Genomic DNA, 18109 nt, shown 5'->3' on the forward strand with positions numbered 1-18109 from the left:
TTTTTCAATTCAGGTTTTTATTCATTCTTGAGAGTATATTCCTGGTCTTGTATTTGTTGTCACTTTTATGAAATTTGTCTTCGTTATAGTACTGCTGCCTGCAGCATTGCTTACAGTAAGTGTAATCTTATAGTTTCCTTCCTGTAAATACTGATGCTTTGGATTCCTTTCTCTTGAAGTTGCTCCATCTCCAAAACTCCATTTCCATTTAGTGGGGTTTCCTGAACTCTTGTCAGTAAAGGCAACTGTTAATGGTGCTTTTCCTGAGGTGGGAGATGCAGAGAGTGAAGCCGCAGGTTTTGAGAATACTATTATGTAATTTTTCTTTGTTACCGTGCTACTGCCGGCGGCATTTGCTGCTGTTAAAGCCACCGTATAATTACCTGCTTTGGAATACTTATGGATTGGATTCTGTTTGGTTGAAGTTGCTCCGTCTCCAAAAGTCCATTTCCATTTAGTAGGTTTTCCTTTGCTGGTGTCAGTAAAGGCGACATTTATTGGTGCTTTTCCTGAGGTAGGTTTCGCAGAAAAGCTTGCTACAGGAAGGGTACTTATCCAAGTATTTGTTACCTCGTTAGAAGTTATTTTACTTTCTTGGCTGTTTATAAAGCTTGCTACAATAGTATCAGTACCTGCAGTCTTTCCAGTGTATGAAAATGTTGCTGTACCGTTTGCATCTGTTGTTGCTGTACTGCTTTTCCCTTTATTTGGGCCGTCAGTTATCTCAAATGTCACGGTCGTCCCTATAACAGGATTTCCAGAGTTGTCCTGGACTGTTGCGGTAAGTTTGTGCGTAGCTCCCACGTAGGTAGTAGCACTCAATGGTGAGAGAACAATTCCTTCTCCAACTACTGCTCCGGTAGACTTAAAATCAAAATATCCAAAGAAAATATTATCATCCGTAGAGGGGTTTTGTGTATAAACAGAGATTTGTGTATCACCTTGAGAGACAAATGGGAGGAGGTTGTACAGTTCATCATCTGAGCGTGGGTCTGTAGGTGTTGCATTAGGATCGGAGGGGTTATTATTACTGTCACCTATACCCCCTACCGTCAGAAGTGCACCATTTCCATGGTCTCCGTCATCTTCCCCACCAGCAGAGGTTGTCAGACGCTTATTATTAACATCAATTAAGCTGTACTGATCCCCTCCATATTCCTGGTAACCATATGAAATTCCAAGACCCATGTCAATAGCCAGTTTTGGATCGGTTAAATCGATAGGTTGAGACGTTTTAATGTTGAATGTGTCACCTTCAGTAGCTTGAGCTCCAAAGAGTAATACTATCGTGTTGTCGGTTTTCTGGTTAGGGTCATCAAAAATCACTGCTAGAATTTCTCCATCATCGTCATATGTTTTCGTCTCTGTTATGTCTAGATTAACTAGCCCTGCCGGAGCCGAGTCAACAATTGGTTTTACGATAGATGTTACGTCTGCCCAATAGCTATACGAACTAATAGCACTGGGAGTCTTATCTGTCCAGCTAACATCCTGATTGTTGATTTTGACATCTCCATCGACAAGAGTATCACCACCAAAACCAGTAGAAGCAGCTATTAAATATGCTTCTTTTACTGTTGCACCTTGCGGTTTTTGTACTTGAATGGTCCCGGTATCAGAGAATGTACCGAGTCCATCTACAGATAAGCTAATTTTACCTGTTTCTGTTACAGTTGGAGTAATTGCCCCTGTTATTGTTACTTGTTTGTTGAGACCTTGGGCAGTCCCAGGATCTGCGCTTACTGTATCACTTATCAATAGTATTAGAAAGAGTACTCCGATAAATGTTAATATTTTTGTATTTATCTTTTTCATAAATTATCCCCTATTGAAATTTATGATTTTACAGAAAAATTGACACACTACCGTTAAATCCACATTCTGCAGTATTTTTTGAGAATCAATACTATTATGATAACATTTTTGGAACAGATCCAAGTAATTTGGACATTTTATAAAATTTGGTGAAAATTGAATGATATTGTTTTTGGTCTCGAATACGCCGCATATTTACTTTATCTCCCGCTAAAAGTCTAAAAAAATGCACGTTAAATTAAAAACAGATAGCACGGAGATCTATGAAATACGAGATTTTACTGCGGAAGGTGGATGTATGGGATTATTTAGTATTTACTACTAATCCGACAATCTTGTTTCCACAGTACCAGACCTTAACCTGGAAGATGTCAGGGTTAGCAAATGCCTGTTGTACAGAGGTTTCAATATTTACGGATGGACTGGGTAAATATCTCCAATCATTACCTGCATAGAGCCACAAAGCTCTGGTGTTGGAGGAAGGATAAGCCTTCAGTTCAAGCCAGTACTTGGTTGCTATGTTGCTGGTCACAGCTGCGGTATCGACTGGGGAGTCTGATACTGAGACTGGGACTGAGGTTGGGGCTGTTTTCATACTGCTGGTTATCGGAACTATTCCCTGATTATCAGCAGCACTCAAAACCGATGGAATCGCTGCCAGGATTAAACACGCCATTAAACCTGCTATTATAAGCCGATTTTTTAACATATATTCACCTCATTTCGTTCCCTACTATTGTATTTTTCATACTCACCATGTTTTGTAATTTTAAGCTCTTTCTTGAGAATCTTCAGATACTAAGAAAGAAATTTATAAAGATGACCCTCGAAAAAGAGGTCAACTATTTTGCAACATGTGGTAAACACCTATATCGCGTCCTTCTATATGATACTTTTGGCGAACTCTATATTTATGCAATTAAGTGTCAAAATCAAGTATTGTAGCTTCAGTTTATAACTCCATATTTAACAGTCATTTTAGACTTGTGACCATAGGATTATCCTTGCTGATGTGCCTTTATTAAGCCTGCATGAGTGCGTTCTACAATCAATTTTCTTACTATTTGTGCCAAACTTGAAAGTCGATAATGATTAAGATACGGCTTTGCTAAAACATATTTCCTATATTATATGTCAATTTATCAATTTTCAAGATCACTCTAATTTTAAATAACGGCAAGTTTTCATTAATGAAAAATAACAACGCCTAATTATTAGATGAAATTATATATTAAAATTCAAATAACTTATAAAATTGGATAATTTGTAACATTAAATTGAAATCTGGGTAGTAATTTTTCCGAAATTCAGGTACATGTTGACCTTAAAAATAGTACTTTACCTATAAGATCTAAGTGCTTAAAACATAAAATTAAGTACAGTAAAAACTACGGTTTAAATATACGTCTTAACCATTTAACAGATATACTTGCCCCAAAACCAATTCTACCCTCACTCTATAAGATTTTCAAGACAATATTTCAGAATCATAAACTACATTGCTTATTTATGGTAGGCTTGACTAATGCTGTCGTTTTTCGGTTAAATTCATAAGTTAGGTCTCACTTGCGAGATCAAGTTTAATTTTAAAACACGTTTTAGGCTCACTAAAACTGAGTTTTGAATCTGCAAAATTGGAAGTTTTTAAAAGGGAAAATGCTTTCTGCCTTTCGATTCCACCTCAATAGTTTGGATTTTTAGTTAGAAAGTCGAGCTATATATAGAAGGTCAATATAAGAGTAATATAACATTATAAGCAAAAGCTTATAAAAATAATTAAATTTGATAATTAATAGCTTTTGTTTTTTTAAGTGCACAGTCCAAATGGGCAATGCACATTTGATAGGGGGAGCACTATGTCAGTTAAAATCGAATGGCAAATTTTTAAAGCCGAAACCCAGAGCGATGGTACGTGGAGCTCGAACAGTCCTGCCCTTGCAGAGCTGCTCAACGCCATAGCAAGCCCGGACAAAATAAAGGAACCTGCTCTGGATATTGAAGATGCTATGGCTCATCTGGCTATCAAAGGATTGCCATATTTTAAAATAACTGAAATAAATTCAGGGAATAACAGAGAGAATAACAGCATCAATAAGTCCTCAATGGCCATATGCTAGCATGAACTTGCAGGTAAAAACCAGTAAAAACAAGTAAATTGTATCCGGTCAAAACACAATCTGAAAGAAATGTATTATTTTCATTGCATTTTATAAATCTTTAGTATGGGAAAAAATAGAACATTATAATCTTTATATTAAATATAATATTTTTATTTTATTTTATTTTATTTTATTTTATTTTAGTTAATTGTACAATATCTGTTGTACATATTCTGGTTTTTTCGTAATTCTATGTCTATGCTGTTTGAGTGAAAGACACATGAGAGACAAGTGAGCTACAGTCAGGTTTTATACAAAATCCTTTTAAAATAATTTCCTATATTTAAATGGGGGATAAACACCGTATAAAACTAATTCTGAACTACCGAAAACGAGTGGGGAAAAACTGCCGGAGCACGGACAGGATATTTCTAGGAAACGTTCAACAGCGCCTGGAAAGGATAAAAGACCTTCCGAAAGATGGGTAGGTAATAAAATAGAAGAGACTGACCACAAGGTTGCCTTGAACGCGGTGAGGAAATATATGAAAAGAATTCTAAAAGAAACTGGATAAAAAACATATTTTTGATTTTTGAGACTCTGCCGGTTTATTTTTTAAATTTCTTAAAGTTTTTGGGATTTATCAGCAAGACGACTAGTGCATCGATTCCAAAGTATGTCAGAAATGAATTTTTTGAAAACCACTGAAAGCACGGAAGACACGGAAATCAGTAGTAAAGGCGTGTTTCTTCCGTGCTTTCCGTGTTTTCCGTGGTTGTAATATCCAGATCGAATAACTATGCGACAGGCTATGTTTTCCGTGTTACAGAATTCCATGTGACTTGAAAATAATATTTGCGTTATAAACTGTATTTATTTTCTTATTATATATATTTGAGAATCGATATACTAGCTTGAAGATAGCTGTGATGCTCTCCGTGAAAAGGGTAGCAGGAGCTTTCCTACCCGCAAGATAACCAGTTTGGAGATAACTGTAGTGATACTTAATTGTTAAAGGCCTGAAAAGTGAGGCAACATTTTTGGGATAGAGAAAAATCAGAGCAACTTTACACTTTAAATATTTAGACAATGTAGTTATTATAGGGGGAGGGTGTAAAAATGAATATACTATCCTTTGTAATAAACACTAAATGCAAATACTGTACTTCATGTCCACATTTCCAGAAAGGAGGCAAATATTGCGAAGGATTGGACTACTGTAAATGCGGGATATTTTTGAAAAGGAAAAGAGAAAGATAAACTTTTTCGGTTTTCGCTGTTGAAGTACTTGTTATTAGTCCTTATGCTAGAGTCTCAAACATTTTAAGTTTAAAGAGCTTGAGCGCATAAGTTCGGACTTATAAGCTATTTACAAATTATAATTTAGAAGTTTATACTTCAAGGCTTTTTCAAAAAATTAAATAGCTTACAACCTGACTTCCGCTTTTTTAAGCGCATAAATTCAATTTTTCCATAATTTCTTTTTGCTTTCTTGTGAGTTCTGTAACTATTACCTCTCCATTTTGCAGTTCTACTTTTCTGATCTTCTCAAGCTCTAAAAGTAAACTCTCTACTGTATAATCCTCAATAATTTTTGTTTCCTTCATCATACTCAGTAGCTTCATTCTAATAATTAGTCCGATAAAGCAGACAAAAATGAATCCCTTTGTTGTTGAATCTTTGTTTGTGTTTAGTGGAAGCGACTGAATATCATTTTTCATTACTTTGAATCCTTTCTCAACAATATCTCTTTCTCTGTAGTAAGTGAGACATTCTACCCAATCACGTTCTCCATAATAAAAAAGGAAAAACTTCCCCATTCTGTTCATTCTCTGCGATACTGCATTTTTCTTGATATTGATTTTGGGTCGTGTCCCTAAATCATTGACTTAGTTTTATATAATCTTGAATCTATTATTATTTGGGGGCATCTTAATTACTTCTGAAATAGATTTTTCACAATTTTTTTGCTGGAACAAAGACTGCACTGATTATGGAATTAAAAATCAAGGGAATATAGTTCTTAAAGAAAGATATGGTAAAAATAACCATTTGCTTCTTAAATGTAAAACTTGTAAAAAATGTTTTAGTGAAACTAGAGGTACAATATTTTTCGAACTCAACACTTCTGATGAAGAAGTTCTAAGGACAATAGCTATGATTCCTGAAAAAGGAAGTATCCGTGGAGTTGCAAGAGCTACTGGACATAGTAAAGATACAATTTGCAGATGGCTTGAGATTGCAGGAAGGCATGCAGAAGAAGTTACAACTTATTTCCTCAAAAATCTTAATCTTACGAGAGTAGAGGTTGATGAGATCTGGTCATATATAAAAAAAGCAAAAAAATGTTACTGAAGAAGATTCTGAAGAGTATGGTGACGTATATTCACTTACAGCAATCAAAAGTGACACAAGATTGCTTCTTTCTCATCATGAAGGAAAACGTAGTACAGAGGATGCTATAGAGTTATTTAAAGAAGTTGAGAATATGCGTTCCCCATCTTCTCCTATCCCTGTATTTACCTCAGATGATTGGGATGCCTTTGAAGAAGCACTTATAAACGTTTATGGTAAAATCGAGTTGCCACAGTACAAAGGCATCGGAAGAAAACCGCTACCTAAAATAGTTCCACTTGACGATTTAAAATATGTCAAAGTATTGAAAAAAAAGGTAAAAAATTATATAGTTGAAACAGTTCAACGTATCATCTTTGGAGATCCTGAAGAGATATTCGAAATGCTTGGAGCTGATTCGGATGGTTATATTGGAACTTCTTATGTAGAAAGGATAAACCTTACGATAAGGACATCTCTTGCAAGATTTATAAGAAAAGGAATGAATTTCAGTAAAACCAAAAGGATGCATCAGAAAGCATTTGACTTATTCCAAGCATGGTATAACTTTGTAAAACCTCATAAGTCTCTAAGGTTAAAAATAGATTCTGGAAATAGAAAATGGTTTCAAAGGACTCCAGCTATGGCAGAAGGAATAACTGATCACATATGGAGTTTAAAGGAACTATTAACATTTAGAGTTCCTGTTCAATAATTTGAGGACACGACCTGATTTTGAAATGGTCATCTATCTTTTTCCACGAATAGAAACTTGCCATTTCCCTTGCTCTCTCTTTGAACACCTCTGCCGCATTTCTCCATCCTGGTATTGCTGTTTCTTCCAGTTTTTCCTTCACATCATAAAGACGGGAGTAAAATGTACTTTTTTCGTCCATTTCTCTCTTTGGATCATAGAAACAGTATCCATTGATCTTGAACTCCTTTTGCTCAAGAGTCACTGGCTTTACAAATATTGGTTTTTTGTGAAACTTATGAAGATATTCCGGACTTTCGATGTCTTTTTGTACTGAACTCATAAGCTCTTTGACACTTTTAAGTGCCATTGTAGCTGGCATAATAAAAGGAATCTTTTCCCTTACTAATTCCTCGATGTTTCCCTTGCTGAAAAATCCTCTATCCATTACCAGTGTATAGTTTTCCATTCCATGAGCTTCTATCTTTTTTATAGTATTTTTAAGAGTTGTAACGTCTACAATACTTCCAGGATAGATGTCATACATCACCGGAATTCCTTTTTCCTTATCCACAATCATGGAGAGATTTATTTGAGGGAGATCGCAATTGTCTCTATTGTATCCGTATTCAAGAAGATTAATTAGTTGTGAGTAGCTCGATAAACTGGTAAGATCGTACATTAATGTGCGTTTTGTCCCAAGATTTCTAAACATTTTACCCATAAACATGGATGGAATGTCGCTATTACCTACTTTTGCAAGTAGATTACTGATGTTTTGACTTTTCAAGGGCAACTCAGGACACTGGAGAGAAAGAACAGAATTCTCATACCAGGTTTTAAGGTTATACATAGCTGTAGGACGAATTACACGATTAAGTGCCATTGAAAGTATCATGTTTCTGTCTTTCTCATTGAACAGATCACCAAGATACTCTTCAATTTTGAGTTCTTCTACGATTTTTTGCAATGGAAGGAACTCACCATAGTTATAAGCATTTATAGGTTTGCTGGAAACGAAAGAAGTCTCATCTTGCACGATTTCATCGGAAGAGTTTAATGCGTCACGAACTCTAACAGGTTTACCGTTTATGTTTCTGCCAACATATTTGGATTTATGGCGAATTTGTTTCTTTTCCTTATCGTAATAAGGAATATCTTCGTACCAGTACTCAATTCCATTTATTTTCTTGATGCGGAGGATAGACTTCATGCGCTTATATAATAAGCGCATAATAGTATAGATAGTTTTTGAATTGTTGTTTGGAAATGAGTAAGTTAGTATGCATCTGCACACGAATTAAATGAGCAAAATAGGGATACAAAAAGTATGCGCTTAAAATTTGGGAATTAAGGTTATAAACCAGAAAACAATATCAATCGATTTTCATAATTTTCTACGTAACTATTCAGGTAGCCTTGTCAAGGCTACACAATTTTTCCTGTTTCCTAGGAAAAATTGGATATAAAATGAGTTCTTTTTCTCCTTGATGAAACGCGAAGAGATTCTTGCTCTATGTGCTTCAAGCCCTGAAGTTATTGCTTACATTATAAGTCTTGAGTCTCAAATAAAAGAACTCACTGAAAGATTGACAGCCTTAGAATCTCGCTTAAATCAAAACAGTAGAAACAGCAGTAAACCTCCTTCTACTGACTATTTTTCCAAAGGAAAACCTAATCCCAAGAGTCTGCGTAAAAAGAGTGGCAAGAAGCCTGGAGGTCAAGAAGGTCATTCAGGAACAACTCTTGAAATGGTTGATAATCCTGAGTAGATAATTGAACATTCTTTGAGTTGCTGCAAAGAGTGTGGACATATTCTTGAGGATATTGAAGCTGAAGCTTATGAGAAAAGACAGATTTTTGATATTCCACCTGTAAATCTTACTGTTACGGAACACCGAAGTCAGATAAAGACCTGTCCTTACTGTGGAAGATTAAATAAAGCTGATTTTCCAGAATCCGTAAAATATCCATTTCAATATGGCCCTAATATTTTGTCCTCTGCAATTTACTTTAAAAATCACCATTTTATTCCTTACGAAAGGATTTCTGAATTGTTTAATGATGTAATGGGGATAAAAATCTGTTCTGCTACTATTATTAAAGCAGAAAGAGATTGTTTCCAGAATCTTGAAGAATTTGAAAACATAATTCGAGAAAAAGTAATAGCTTCTCCTGTTATCCATTGTGATGAAACTGGAATGAAAGTTCAAGGAAAAAGACATTGGCTTCATGTAGCTTCTACTGACAAATACACATGTTATTTTTCTCATCCAAAAAGAGGCTCAGAAGCTATTGATGCTATGGGAATTCTTCCCGAGTTTAAAGGGGTAGCAGTTCATGATGGATGGAAACCTTACAACGGTTATAATTGTGATCATGCTCTTTGCAATGCTCATCTCCAAAGAGAACTTATTGGAATTGAGGAGAATTATAAACAGCAGTGGGTTAAAGATATGAATGAGCTGTTATCTGAAATGAAAAAGTATACTGATGAGTGTAAAGAGCAGGTTAAAGATCTTGATTTTGAACAAGTTAAGGCATTAGAAAAAAGGTTCAATGCTGTAATCGCAAAAGGAATTGAAGAAAATCCACCTTCTCTAAATCCTGAAAAACAAGGAAAACGTGGTAAGAATCCAAAAACCAAAGCAAGAAATCTGCTTGATAGGTTTATAGGACATAAAGAAAAGATTCTGAGATTCCTGACAGACTTGAAAGTTCCGTTTGAGAATAATCAAGCAGAAAGAGATGTCAGGATGATGAAGCTACAGCAGAAAATATCAGGAACTTTCAGAACTGAACGAGGAGCGGAAGCTTTCTGCAGAATTAGGGCATATATTTCGACAATAAGAAAGAATGGTTTACCTGTTTTAGAGGGTATTCTCGCGGCGCTCAAAGGAGCGCCGCTAAATATACCCTGAATAGTTACTTTTCTACAATAGTTTAAATGAATAAATCTATCCAAAAATGCTATCAAGTAAATTGTTTATTTTCGAAAAAATACTTTGGAAAATGGAATTTTACAAAATTCTTCATCTTCAAATAATTCCTCTCCAAAATCAGAATATCCCTGTAAAAAACCTCTTCGTTCACCCTCACCTTTTCAATCACCCTTGACGCCGTTTAAAAGCCCAATTCCCCGGCTGGCAAGCGCAATAACCGCCGATTTTCCCTACAAGCAAACCATGTTTGCGTGTCTGTAGACTCTCCGTATCCTCTTTTTTTCTTAGGAGGAGACTTTGACCTTTTTTACCCTGTTTTTTAACAAGCTTGATTTCCTCTTCTTCCCAGGGTTTGAAGACTGCAACCATTTAGAGTTTTAGAGTAGCCAATGAATCCAAATCACACTGTACTTTTGTTTTATTTTTGATACTAACATCTTTAAATTCTGTTCTTTTGTAATTTATTATTACTAAAATTATATAGGGAGCGCATTATTATGCCTTTGAGCAAATTGTCTAAGAATGAAGGGTTGGCAGTCACTGCTTATGATGGAGACGGTACTGTTCTTCTGGCATTTGATATTGACGAGGAGAAGACGAAAAACCTTGCTGGCTTTGCGGTGAAGGTTATTACTCCGAACAAAGGTCCTTACAGGTCGAACAAGTACTGGTTGAAGAACAGGCTTAGTTTTAAGAGAGAGCTTTCAAGTGAAACTGAACTTACTCCTGAAATGTGGGAAGATTCGAACAAAGCTCCTTTTCAGATATTCCACTGGGTTCATTTTCCAAGCGCAGGCCCTGGGAAGTACGTTTACACTGTTTATGCGTGTTATTTCAATAGCAATGGATCTGTTGATTTAGGTCCCAGCGTTCAAACTGAAGCAGACCTGAGTTATCGTGCTTTTCCCAATCTTGAGCTGGGTTTTACTAGGGGGTATATCTCATCCCAGGCTTATGCTGACAGGTTTGATAATAAGGCTATCAGGCCGAAGACCAAGTCCATTGATTTCGATACTGCTCCATACCAGGCACAATATACATGGCTGGGTGCTCACGCAAGGAAAATGGTTTTCGATTTTCTTGAAGAGTGCTTGAATGATGATTCGATTAGTGTAGACGTATTCGCTTACGACTTCGATGAACCTGACATTATTCGAAAACTTGCTGCTATGGGGCCTCGTGTTCGTGTATTTCAGGACGATGCCACGCTGCACACTAAATCCACGGCGGTTGAACCTGAGGTAGTTGACAAGTTGAAGCAGGCAGGAGCGGCTGTAAAAACCGGTCATTTCTCCCGTTTTGCGCATAACAAAGTAATGATTCAAAAGAAAAATGGCAAAGCTGTAAAAGTGCTAACAGGCTCAGCCAACTTCTCATTAAGAGGATTCTACGTCCAGGCTAACAGTGTTCTGATCTTTAATGACCCCACAACCGCTGAACTCTATGAGCAGGCATTCGAACAGGCTTTCAATGATCAAAAAAAGTTTAAATCCTCAGCCATCGCATCACAATGGTTTGAAGCAACAACGAATCACAACCCTTCGGTCTCAATCAGCTATGCTCCGCATAAAACAGCATTTTCCCTGGAAACAGTGTCTCAAACCATAGATTCGGCAAAAAGTTCGGTCTTCTTTGCGGTTATGGAGACTTCTGGAGGAGGACCTGTGATGCCAGCCCTTGAGAACCTGTCAAACAGAGAGACTATTCTCTCTCTTGGAACTATTGAAAAAAATAGCCAGCTAAGTTTGTTCAAGCAAGGAAAGAATAGTGGAGTGACAAGTTTTGAGTTCCTGGAAAAGGACATTCCAGAGCCGTTCAAGGAAGAATATAGCGGGGGGACGGGACAGGTTATCCACCACAAATTCGTTGTCTGCGACTTTAATGGCGATAATCCGGTAGTGTACTGCGGCTCTTCCAATCTCTCCCAGGGTGGCGAAAAAAGCAATGGTGATAATTTGATCGAAATCCGGGATGTAGATATAGCTTACTATTACGCCATTGAAGCTATCCGGCTATTCGACCACTACAGGTTCAGAAGCCTGCATGAAAACAGTACGTCAAACAAACCATTGCAACTCGATACAACAGATAACTGGGTAAAACCTTTCTACAACTCAAGTGATCTAAGGTGCCAAACAAGAAAATTATTCATCGGCACACAACAATCTCAAGGGCCGAAGTAACAGCAACTCATAAAAAGGGCTCTTCTTTTTTTGTGTGGATATCCTCATAATGTCCTCATAAAAACCAATGCGGCCTTGAATTGAAAATCATCTTATCCATCGGAAATGACGAAGAGCCTTATGAAAAAACAGCGCTCGGTTCTGTGGGTTTTGTAAAGCCAAGAGTTTTGAGGGCTTCCTGGGTCTTTGGGTGAAAAGTGTTAAAGATGTTATGAAATGACATGTTTTTTACAATCAATTTTTGGTTAAATTGTTCAATTGTTGTGTTAGTTGGCATCAGTGTAAATGTTTCTATGAAAGTGCAGAAATAAAGTGAATAAGACAAATAGAAAAGCAAGAAGAAGAGTGTAAGAAAACGCTTAATTTTATTCCGCTTAATTTTATTCCTTTTATATTTTTGTATCTATCGTAACCGATCTTTTTTCACAGTTATTCGGTTTTAACATCCGATATCCTTTACACATTTAATATTCGTCAGTTTCTTCGGGGTACGCAGTGAAAGGGAGCGCTTCAGCCCATCCAAACTCTCCAGGAATAAGGACATGGAACGTTTCCCTTCTTTCCCCTTTCTCTACTTCCAGCTTTTCAATATGGCTCAGATTTGTTTCAAAACCCTCTTTAGGTTCCTTGAAATCCTTGATATCTTCAAGGTCAAGTACTCCACTGGAGCAGTACAACATTTGAACGTTATCTAAAATCCATCTCTTACTCACTAATACCATAATCCCACCACTCTACTATTTAACTTTTGAACCGTTAAAACACCCCCTGGTTTTCTCAAATACCGAGAATGGCTCACTTCGGTAATGATAAATTGTTTATCTGGATCTCTATTTAACGTTTAAGGATCTAAAAATATAATAGAATTCAACTCTTGCATATACACACAGTTACCAGATTCTTCAATAAAACTCAGGCGTTTAATCCGGATTTGTTGCAAAAATTTTAGAAAATAAGGGCAATACAAAAATTTTTATATATGTCGTAATCAATGTCCGAATGAATGTCAGAGAAGTACTTTATGGATGACCTCGAATTAATAAAACCGACTACAACGCTTGAAGAGGCTGCCTTAGAATATAAAAAAGAACACTTTGATATCGGAGAATATGAATTACATGGTAGCGCTCTGCTTGACAAAATAGATCTTTACTCGGATTGGCTCAAAATTATCGAAGAAAACTCCAATGAAAAAACCGTACATAGTGATTGGGTAGTCGCAAGTACATTTTTTGTTGTTCGTAAGTCTGATCAAAAAATTATAGGTATGATTGATATTCGGCACAGCCTAAACGACTTTTTACGTAATTACGGACACATTGGTTACGGTGTACGTCCCTCCGAACGCAAAAAAGGTTATGCCACACAAATGCTGAAAATGGCACTTGATTACGCGAGACAAATTAGATTGTCAAAAGTGATGCTGGCATGTTATAAAGGCAATCAAGCTTCAAGTAAAATAATTCAAAAATGCAATGGTATCTTTGAAAAAGAGATTTTACATCCCAATGGAAAAATTGTACAGGTATACTGGGTAACTTTATGAGATTTGTGTAGTTGATGGAGATGGATACGTACCAGCCTAATTACGCAGTTTTTTGAGAAGCGACCAGATGAAAAACGAGGTTTGTTGTTTCATAGTAACTTTCTGTCCTGTATCATTTTCTCTCATTATTTTCTCTCATTATTTTCTCTTGAGTTTCCATCCTCCATAAAGGCAGGTTAAGCTTGCCAATAATCCAAAACCTGGAGTAGAGTTATTTTTGCTTTGTTTACCCCCAACATCAGATTCAGAATCACTATTATTGCTTGAATTGTCAGGTTCTGTCATGGATTCTTCTTCCGGTGTTATAAAAACAACCGGGACGTCGGTAATATTTTGTTTTCTTGCTTCTTCATCAATTATCTGGTAAACCTCTTTAACTACAGTGTTCTGTTCTTCGGAAGACAAATTTTCGTTAATTTCTATTTCCAGTCTTATCCTTGCCCCATAGGTTATTATCTGGCCCTTTTCCATATATGGCGTCATTTTTTTCTGTATTTGACAAGTAATCGTATACAGTTTTTCTTGCCATAAGTTTATCTCATTCGGGTCTTTTAACAAAGGAATGATTCCATAAGCTGCAATTGTTTTATTCAGAGGCATGGTCGGTTTGTGCTCCATAACCTCTTCAAGAGTATTAATATCTGATTTGGATAGATTCTCTGTACTTTTTCCAAACCAGTACCAGCCGTTAATACCTTCCAGGTAAATTTCCTCCCAATAGGTTCCGTAACCAAATTCTACCGGAACGTCCTGTATACCCATCTCTTTTGCAGAGTCGTCTATTAGAGTGTACATCTCATTCATCAAAGGCTCGTCAACATTGCCATACTTGAATAAAATTACAAAGTATCCCCTGTCATTAATTCCGCATGACATTACCTCTCCATGGGGATACATATATTTTGAAGCAACCGGATCTTCTATCCTGTTACTGAGTTCTTCAAGAGTAGAGTTCCAGTTTTCTTTTTGTTCTTCATTTTCCAGTACAGGAAGTTTGCCGTATCTGCTAATTACAGTATTTCCCAGTGAATAAAGTCCAAAAAAGTAATTATAGTACTCATAATTCACATTAGTTGCTTCGGAATTCAGGTAATCATTCAATGTTACTGGCACACTGATACAAATTCCTTTACTAGCCGCTTCTTGTTCTATAGATTTAGTAAGCTGATCGCTTGCCTGCCAGCTCTTTAAATTCTCCTCCACCCCATTCTGTAATCTCCTATCAAAAATTGACCAAATTCCGGGCTCCGTTTCAGTTGCATGTCTATCCGGTATCACTTCAAGAGTATATGCATCTACAAATATCCGATGCTCATCTCCTGAGGCTTTGTCTTTTATTACGGTCATTGCCCCAATACTGGGATAGCAATATACAACCACCTCGGTTGATTTTATTTCACCGTCTGGATATTCATTTCTGGCAGTTTCAATTGATTTATTCACTGCTTCAGTTATATTATACAGAACCGGAGTTTGTTCGATAACCTGAATTGACTGCCCAAGGGTCTTATTGGCCCCTACGTCGACTCTACCTATCAGGCTATTATTTTTATATACAGAAAATTGATGATACAGTTTCTGCCCGTTTGGATCATAGAGTTCTAATGGCTTGGGATCGATAGCTGCTCCTTTCCACTCTTCAAATTCAGCATCGTTTGCAATAAAATCTATTATTTGCGCATTTGCATGTTCAAAAGCTACCTCTTCAGTTACAGAATAATCATTCTCATTTTGAGCATTAACAGCCGGCACCAATGCGACAGCAGCCAGAAACACTGCCAAAAGCAGTACTCTTGTTCCAATTTTGTTCCTGATCATTTACTTCATTCCGAAGAGTCTATTTTCCTTAGGAGGCAGAATAACGCAAGTTTAAAACACTCAAAGTTAACTCAATAATGCCTCTTAGAGCGTATCTTATGAAGTCTTTGGTGGTCTAGAAGACTACATTTGAACTTCATAACTCCCTCTTTGCTGACTCTTTATAAGTTTTCCGTATAAAGTGTTACATTATGCAATTTTCGTGAGAATTTGGACGTGAAGCCGTTTTCTTATCTTTGATTGTTCAAAGATTCGCACAGAAAAAATATATATGACCCGATTGCCGCAAGTAAATTCATATGCTGTCAACAAAAAGGGAATAGCTCTTATTTTAAAGTCTGACTTTGTTAGCTGGTTGCAACCTAGTTGTAAATTTTGGCACTGAGTTAAATATTTATTTAAAAAATGCTTGCAGATCGCGGCATTTTCATGTTAAACGAACATGATATTCTTTGAATAACATGCACAACCTATGAAAATGCTTGCACATGGACAGCATTTTCATGTTGAATTAGCTCTTCGTTGTTTTGTGGATATCCTCACAATGTCCTCATAATGTCCTCATAATGTCCTCATAATGTCCTCATAATGTCTTCATAATGTCTTCATAATGTCTTCATAAAAACCAATGCGGCTTTGAATTGGAAATCGTCTTATCCATAGAAAATGACTAAAAACTAAAAAATTTAATATACTACTAAAATTTAATTTGAAAATGTCAAATTTCCAGATTTTAAATTTGAACCTGTACTTCTCTCCACGCCCGATATCTGCTCACAAACTGATAGGGCCCTTCCTCCAGAATCGTTCTGATAGGGTTCGCCCTCCAGAATCGTTCCCAGTTACTCGTAATTAGAAAAGAGTTTTATTCATCCGTTATTCTGCCCAACCGCTAATAGGAACATTTAACCCAGTAACATTTGACCCAGTAACATTTAACCCCTCAATGTTCAAGCCCTTGTATTCAACATGGAATTCCCTGGAGAAGAAAAGTGGCCATTGGAAAATATCGGATATCAGGAGAAAATAATTAAATGAAGTAATATGGAGATAAAAATGAAAACAGAGTGGAAATTATTTATAATCTTACTAATTGCATGTATCTTTGGAGTTATATTTGTACTTCCTTATACTCTCACTCTTCAAGGAGAATTACTTCAAAATTTACCCGTGCCTTTATACGTCTTCCTGGCTGCTCAGATTATCCAAAGTATGATCCTGTTTGCGGTTGCCATCATTATTGGCCTTCATCTTGCCAAAAAAGTCGGACTTGGCCTTCCAATCCTTGAAGGATGGATTGAAGGCAGAGAGGTTAAAAGTTATTTAAAATCCATACTTGGAATATCCATTGGGCTTGGAATATTAGCTGGTATCCTGATAATTGGACTTGATTACCTGTTTTCCTTTGCGGGTGTAACAATTAATGTAGCTCAGACAGGTCAGCTAAATCCTCCGGCATGGCAGGGCTTCCTTTCATCGTTTTATGGTGGAATAAACGAAGAGATCCTTTTAAGATTATTTTTGATGACTCTACTTGTTTGGATATTTTTTAAAATTAAAAAAACAGAGGATGGAAAGCCAACAAACGCAGATATGTGGTTAGCTATTATTCTGGCAGCCGTTATTTTTGGTATTGGCCATCTACCAACTTTGTTAGCAATAACAACACCCAGCCCGTTGTTAATTGTCCGTACCATTGTTATAAATTGTGTTGCTGGAATTATATTTGGATGGCTTTACTGGAAAAAAGGTTTAGAATCAGCTATGATATCGCATTTCTCTGCTGATATAGTATTGCATGTGATTTTACCATTGATCGTAGTGATTTGAAGAATTAGTTTACATAAACAGGACTTACGCGCGTATGATGCAAAATCAAGTGCATTCGGCGTCATAAAGCAAATTCGGCGTCATAAAGCAAATTCCACATCATTACACGGTAGACTTTGATAAAAATATTATCAAACTTCCAAATATTGGAAAAGTTGAAGCGGTTTTTCATAGAAAGTTTGAGCCTTCTTCAAAAACCTGGGCTCTTCGTTGTTTTGTGTGGATATTCTAATTCAAATTTGACCTTGAGAGACAGAGGATGGATATGTCCTGATTGCAAAACCAAACACGAGCAAAACCAAACGCGATAGAGATGTAAATGCTGCAATCAATATAAAAAAAATTCTTTCTTCAAGATCAAAACCTAATAGTTATCTGACACCTGCGGAACGTAGGGGATGGGCTTGTGGATTTGCGAGCAGTGGTTCGAGGAATGAAGCAAGAAGCCCCTTCCTCGCCATCAGGCAGGGAGGAATAGTTCACTACTCAATATTAAATAGATATCCGTGGTTATATAGTTTTTAATATTGAATTTGAATAATTTCTTTAGGGATAAAACTAATATTAATGATTAAAGGGGGAAATATAGCCAGAATCGGAGTCGTAAGACCTAAAGTAATGAACTTCCAGGATTGGAAAGGCAAATTCGACAAGAGGATGACGGTTTGAAAGAATAGCAATGGACTTTACATGAGCTGTATTATGATGAAGCCCATTAAGAGGCTCATGTCGTTCATACCGAGCTAGTTTCAAAATCCCGATTATTCATGTTTTATATAAAGCAGATTTTCCATTCGACTTGATGATCTTGATTTCTTTACTCCAAAAAATTGACATGGAAGGATTAA

Annotated in this window: 11 protein-coding genes and 4 pseudogenes; 9 read left to right on the forward strand and 6 right to left on the reverse strand. The window is 36.5% G+C overall.

What is annotated here, in order from left to right:
• Positions 1-21: 21 nt before the first annotated feature.
• Positions 22-1815, reverse strand: coding sequence for a PKD domain-containing protein (locus tag MSVAZ_RS15850; protein WP_048122541.1), 1794 nt, complete (start codon positions 1813-1815; stop codon positions 22-24).
• 304 nt (positions 1816-2119) lie between these two features.
• Complete coding sequence (locus MSVAZ_RS15855; RefSeq protein ID WP_048122542.1) at positions 2120-2524, reverse strand: hypothetical protein; 405 nt, start codon at positions 2522-2524, stop codon at positions 2120-2122.
• A 1147-nt stretch (positions 2525-3671) separates the two neighbouring features.
• Here MSVAZ_RS15855 and MSVAZ_RS15860 point away from each other — a divergent pair.
• Together MSVAZ_RS15860 and MSVAZ_RS20595 are read left to right on the forward strand one after the other, a co-directional pair.
• Entirely contained in the window at positions 3672-3932 is a 261-nt protein-coding gene (locus MSVAZ_RS15860) for a hypothetical protein (RefSeq protein WP_048122543.1), read from the forward strand.
• 329 nt (positions 3933-4261) lie between these two features.
• The gene (locus tag MSVAZ_RS20595; protein WP_157206113.1) at positions 4262-4402 is read left to right on the forward strand and encodes a hypothetical protein; all 141 of its coding nucleotides are present in this window, start codon (positions 4262-4264) and stop codon (positions 4400-4402) included.
• 960 nt (positions 4403-5362) lie between these two features.
• On the opposite strand, the pseudogene MSVAZ_RS15865 reads toward MSVAZ_RS20595, so the two are convergent.
• A pseudogene (locus MSVAZ_RS15865) lies at positions 5363-5779 on the reverse strand (IS1634 family transposase); the annotation flags it as partial.
• A gap of 40 nt (positions 5780-5819) precedes the next feature.
• Between MSVAZ_RS15865 and MSVAZ_RS21400 the strand changes: the two are divergent.
• Both MSVAZ_RS21400 and MSVAZ_RS20605 read left to right on the forward strand, forming a co-directional pair.
• A complete protein-coding gene (locus MSVAZ_RS21400; RefSeq protein ID WP_084626155.1) occupies positions 5820-6269 on the forward strand; it encodes a hypothetical protein in 450 nt (149 codons plus the stop codon).
• 61 nt (positions 6270-6330) lie between these two features.
• A complete protein-coding gene (locus tag MSVAZ_RS20605; protein WP_157206099.1) occupies positions 6331-6963 on the forward strand; it encodes a hypothetical protein in 633 nt (210 codons plus the stop codon).
• Here the strand turns inward: MSVAZ_RS20605 and MSVAZ_RS15880 are convergent.
• Positions 6947-8155, reverse strand: a pseudogene (locus tag MSVAZ_RS15880) (IS1634 family transposase); the annotation flags it as partial. The gene MSVAZ_RS20605 and the pseudogene MSVAZ_RS15880 sit on opposite strands and share 17 nt — an antisense overlap.
• 274 nt (positions 8156-8429) lie before the next feature.
• On the opposite strand from MSVAZ_RS15880, the pseudogene tnpC reads away from it, so the two are divergent.
• Positions 8430-9863, forward strand: a pseudogene (tnpC, locus tag MSVAZ_RS15890) (IS66 family transposase).
• A gap of 518 nt (positions 9864-10381) precedes the next feature.
• Positions 10382-12067, forward strand: coding sequence for a phospholipase D-like domain-containing protein (locus tag MSVAZ_RS15900; RefSeq protein WP_048122550.1), 1686 nt, complete (start codon positions 10382-10384; stop codon positions 12065-12067).
• 464 nt (positions 12068-12531) lie between these two features.
• Here MSVAZ_RS15900 and MSVAZ_RS15905 read toward each other — a convergent pair whose 3' ends face one another.
• Positions 12532-12789: a hypothetical protein gene (locus MSVAZ_RS15905; RefSeq protein ID WP_156151126.1), complete on the reverse strand. Its 258-nt coding sequence runs from the start codon at positions 12787-12789 to the stop codon at positions 12532-12534.
• 299 nt (positions 12790-13088) lie between these two features.
• Between MSVAZ_RS15905 and MSVAZ_RS15910 the strand changes: the two genes are divergently transcribed.
• Entirely contained in the window at positions 13089-13613 is a 525-nt protein-coding gene (locus tag MSVAZ_RS15910; protein ID WP_048122554.1) for a GNAT family N-acetyltransferase, read from the forward strand.
• A gap of 138 nt (positions 13614-13751) precedes the next feature.
• Here MSVAZ_RS15910 and MSVAZ_RS21410 read toward each other — a convergent pair whose 3' ends face one another.
• The gene (locus MSVAZ_RS21410; RefSeq protein WP_232316133.1) at positions 13752-15431 is read right to left on the reverse strand and encodes a hypothetical protein; all 1680 of its coding nucleotides are present in this window, start codon (positions 15429-15431) and stop codon (positions 13752-13754) included.
• 1056 nt (positions 15432-16487) lie between these two features.
• Between MSVAZ_RS21410 and MSVAZ_RS15925 the strand changes: the two genes are divergently transcribed.
• On the forward strand, positions 16488-17261 hold the full coding sequence (locus MSVAZ_RS15925; RefSeq protein ID WP_052728046.1) for a CPBP family glutamic-type intramembrane protease: 774 nt from the start codon (positions 16488-16490) through the stop codon (positions 17259-17261).
• Between the two features lie 175 nt (positions 17262-17436).
• Positions 17437-17640 (forward strand): annotated as a pseudogene (locus MSVAZ_RS21415) (zinc ribbon domain-containing protein); the annotation flags it as partial.
• Positions 17641-18109 lie beyond the last annotated feature (469 nt).

This window comes from Methanosarcina vacuolata Z-761, assembly GCF_000969905.1.
In the GTDB taxonomy this organism is placed as follows: Archaea; Halobacteriota; Methanosarcinia; order Methanosarcinales; family Methanosarcinaceae; genus Methanosarcina; species Methanosarcina vacuolata.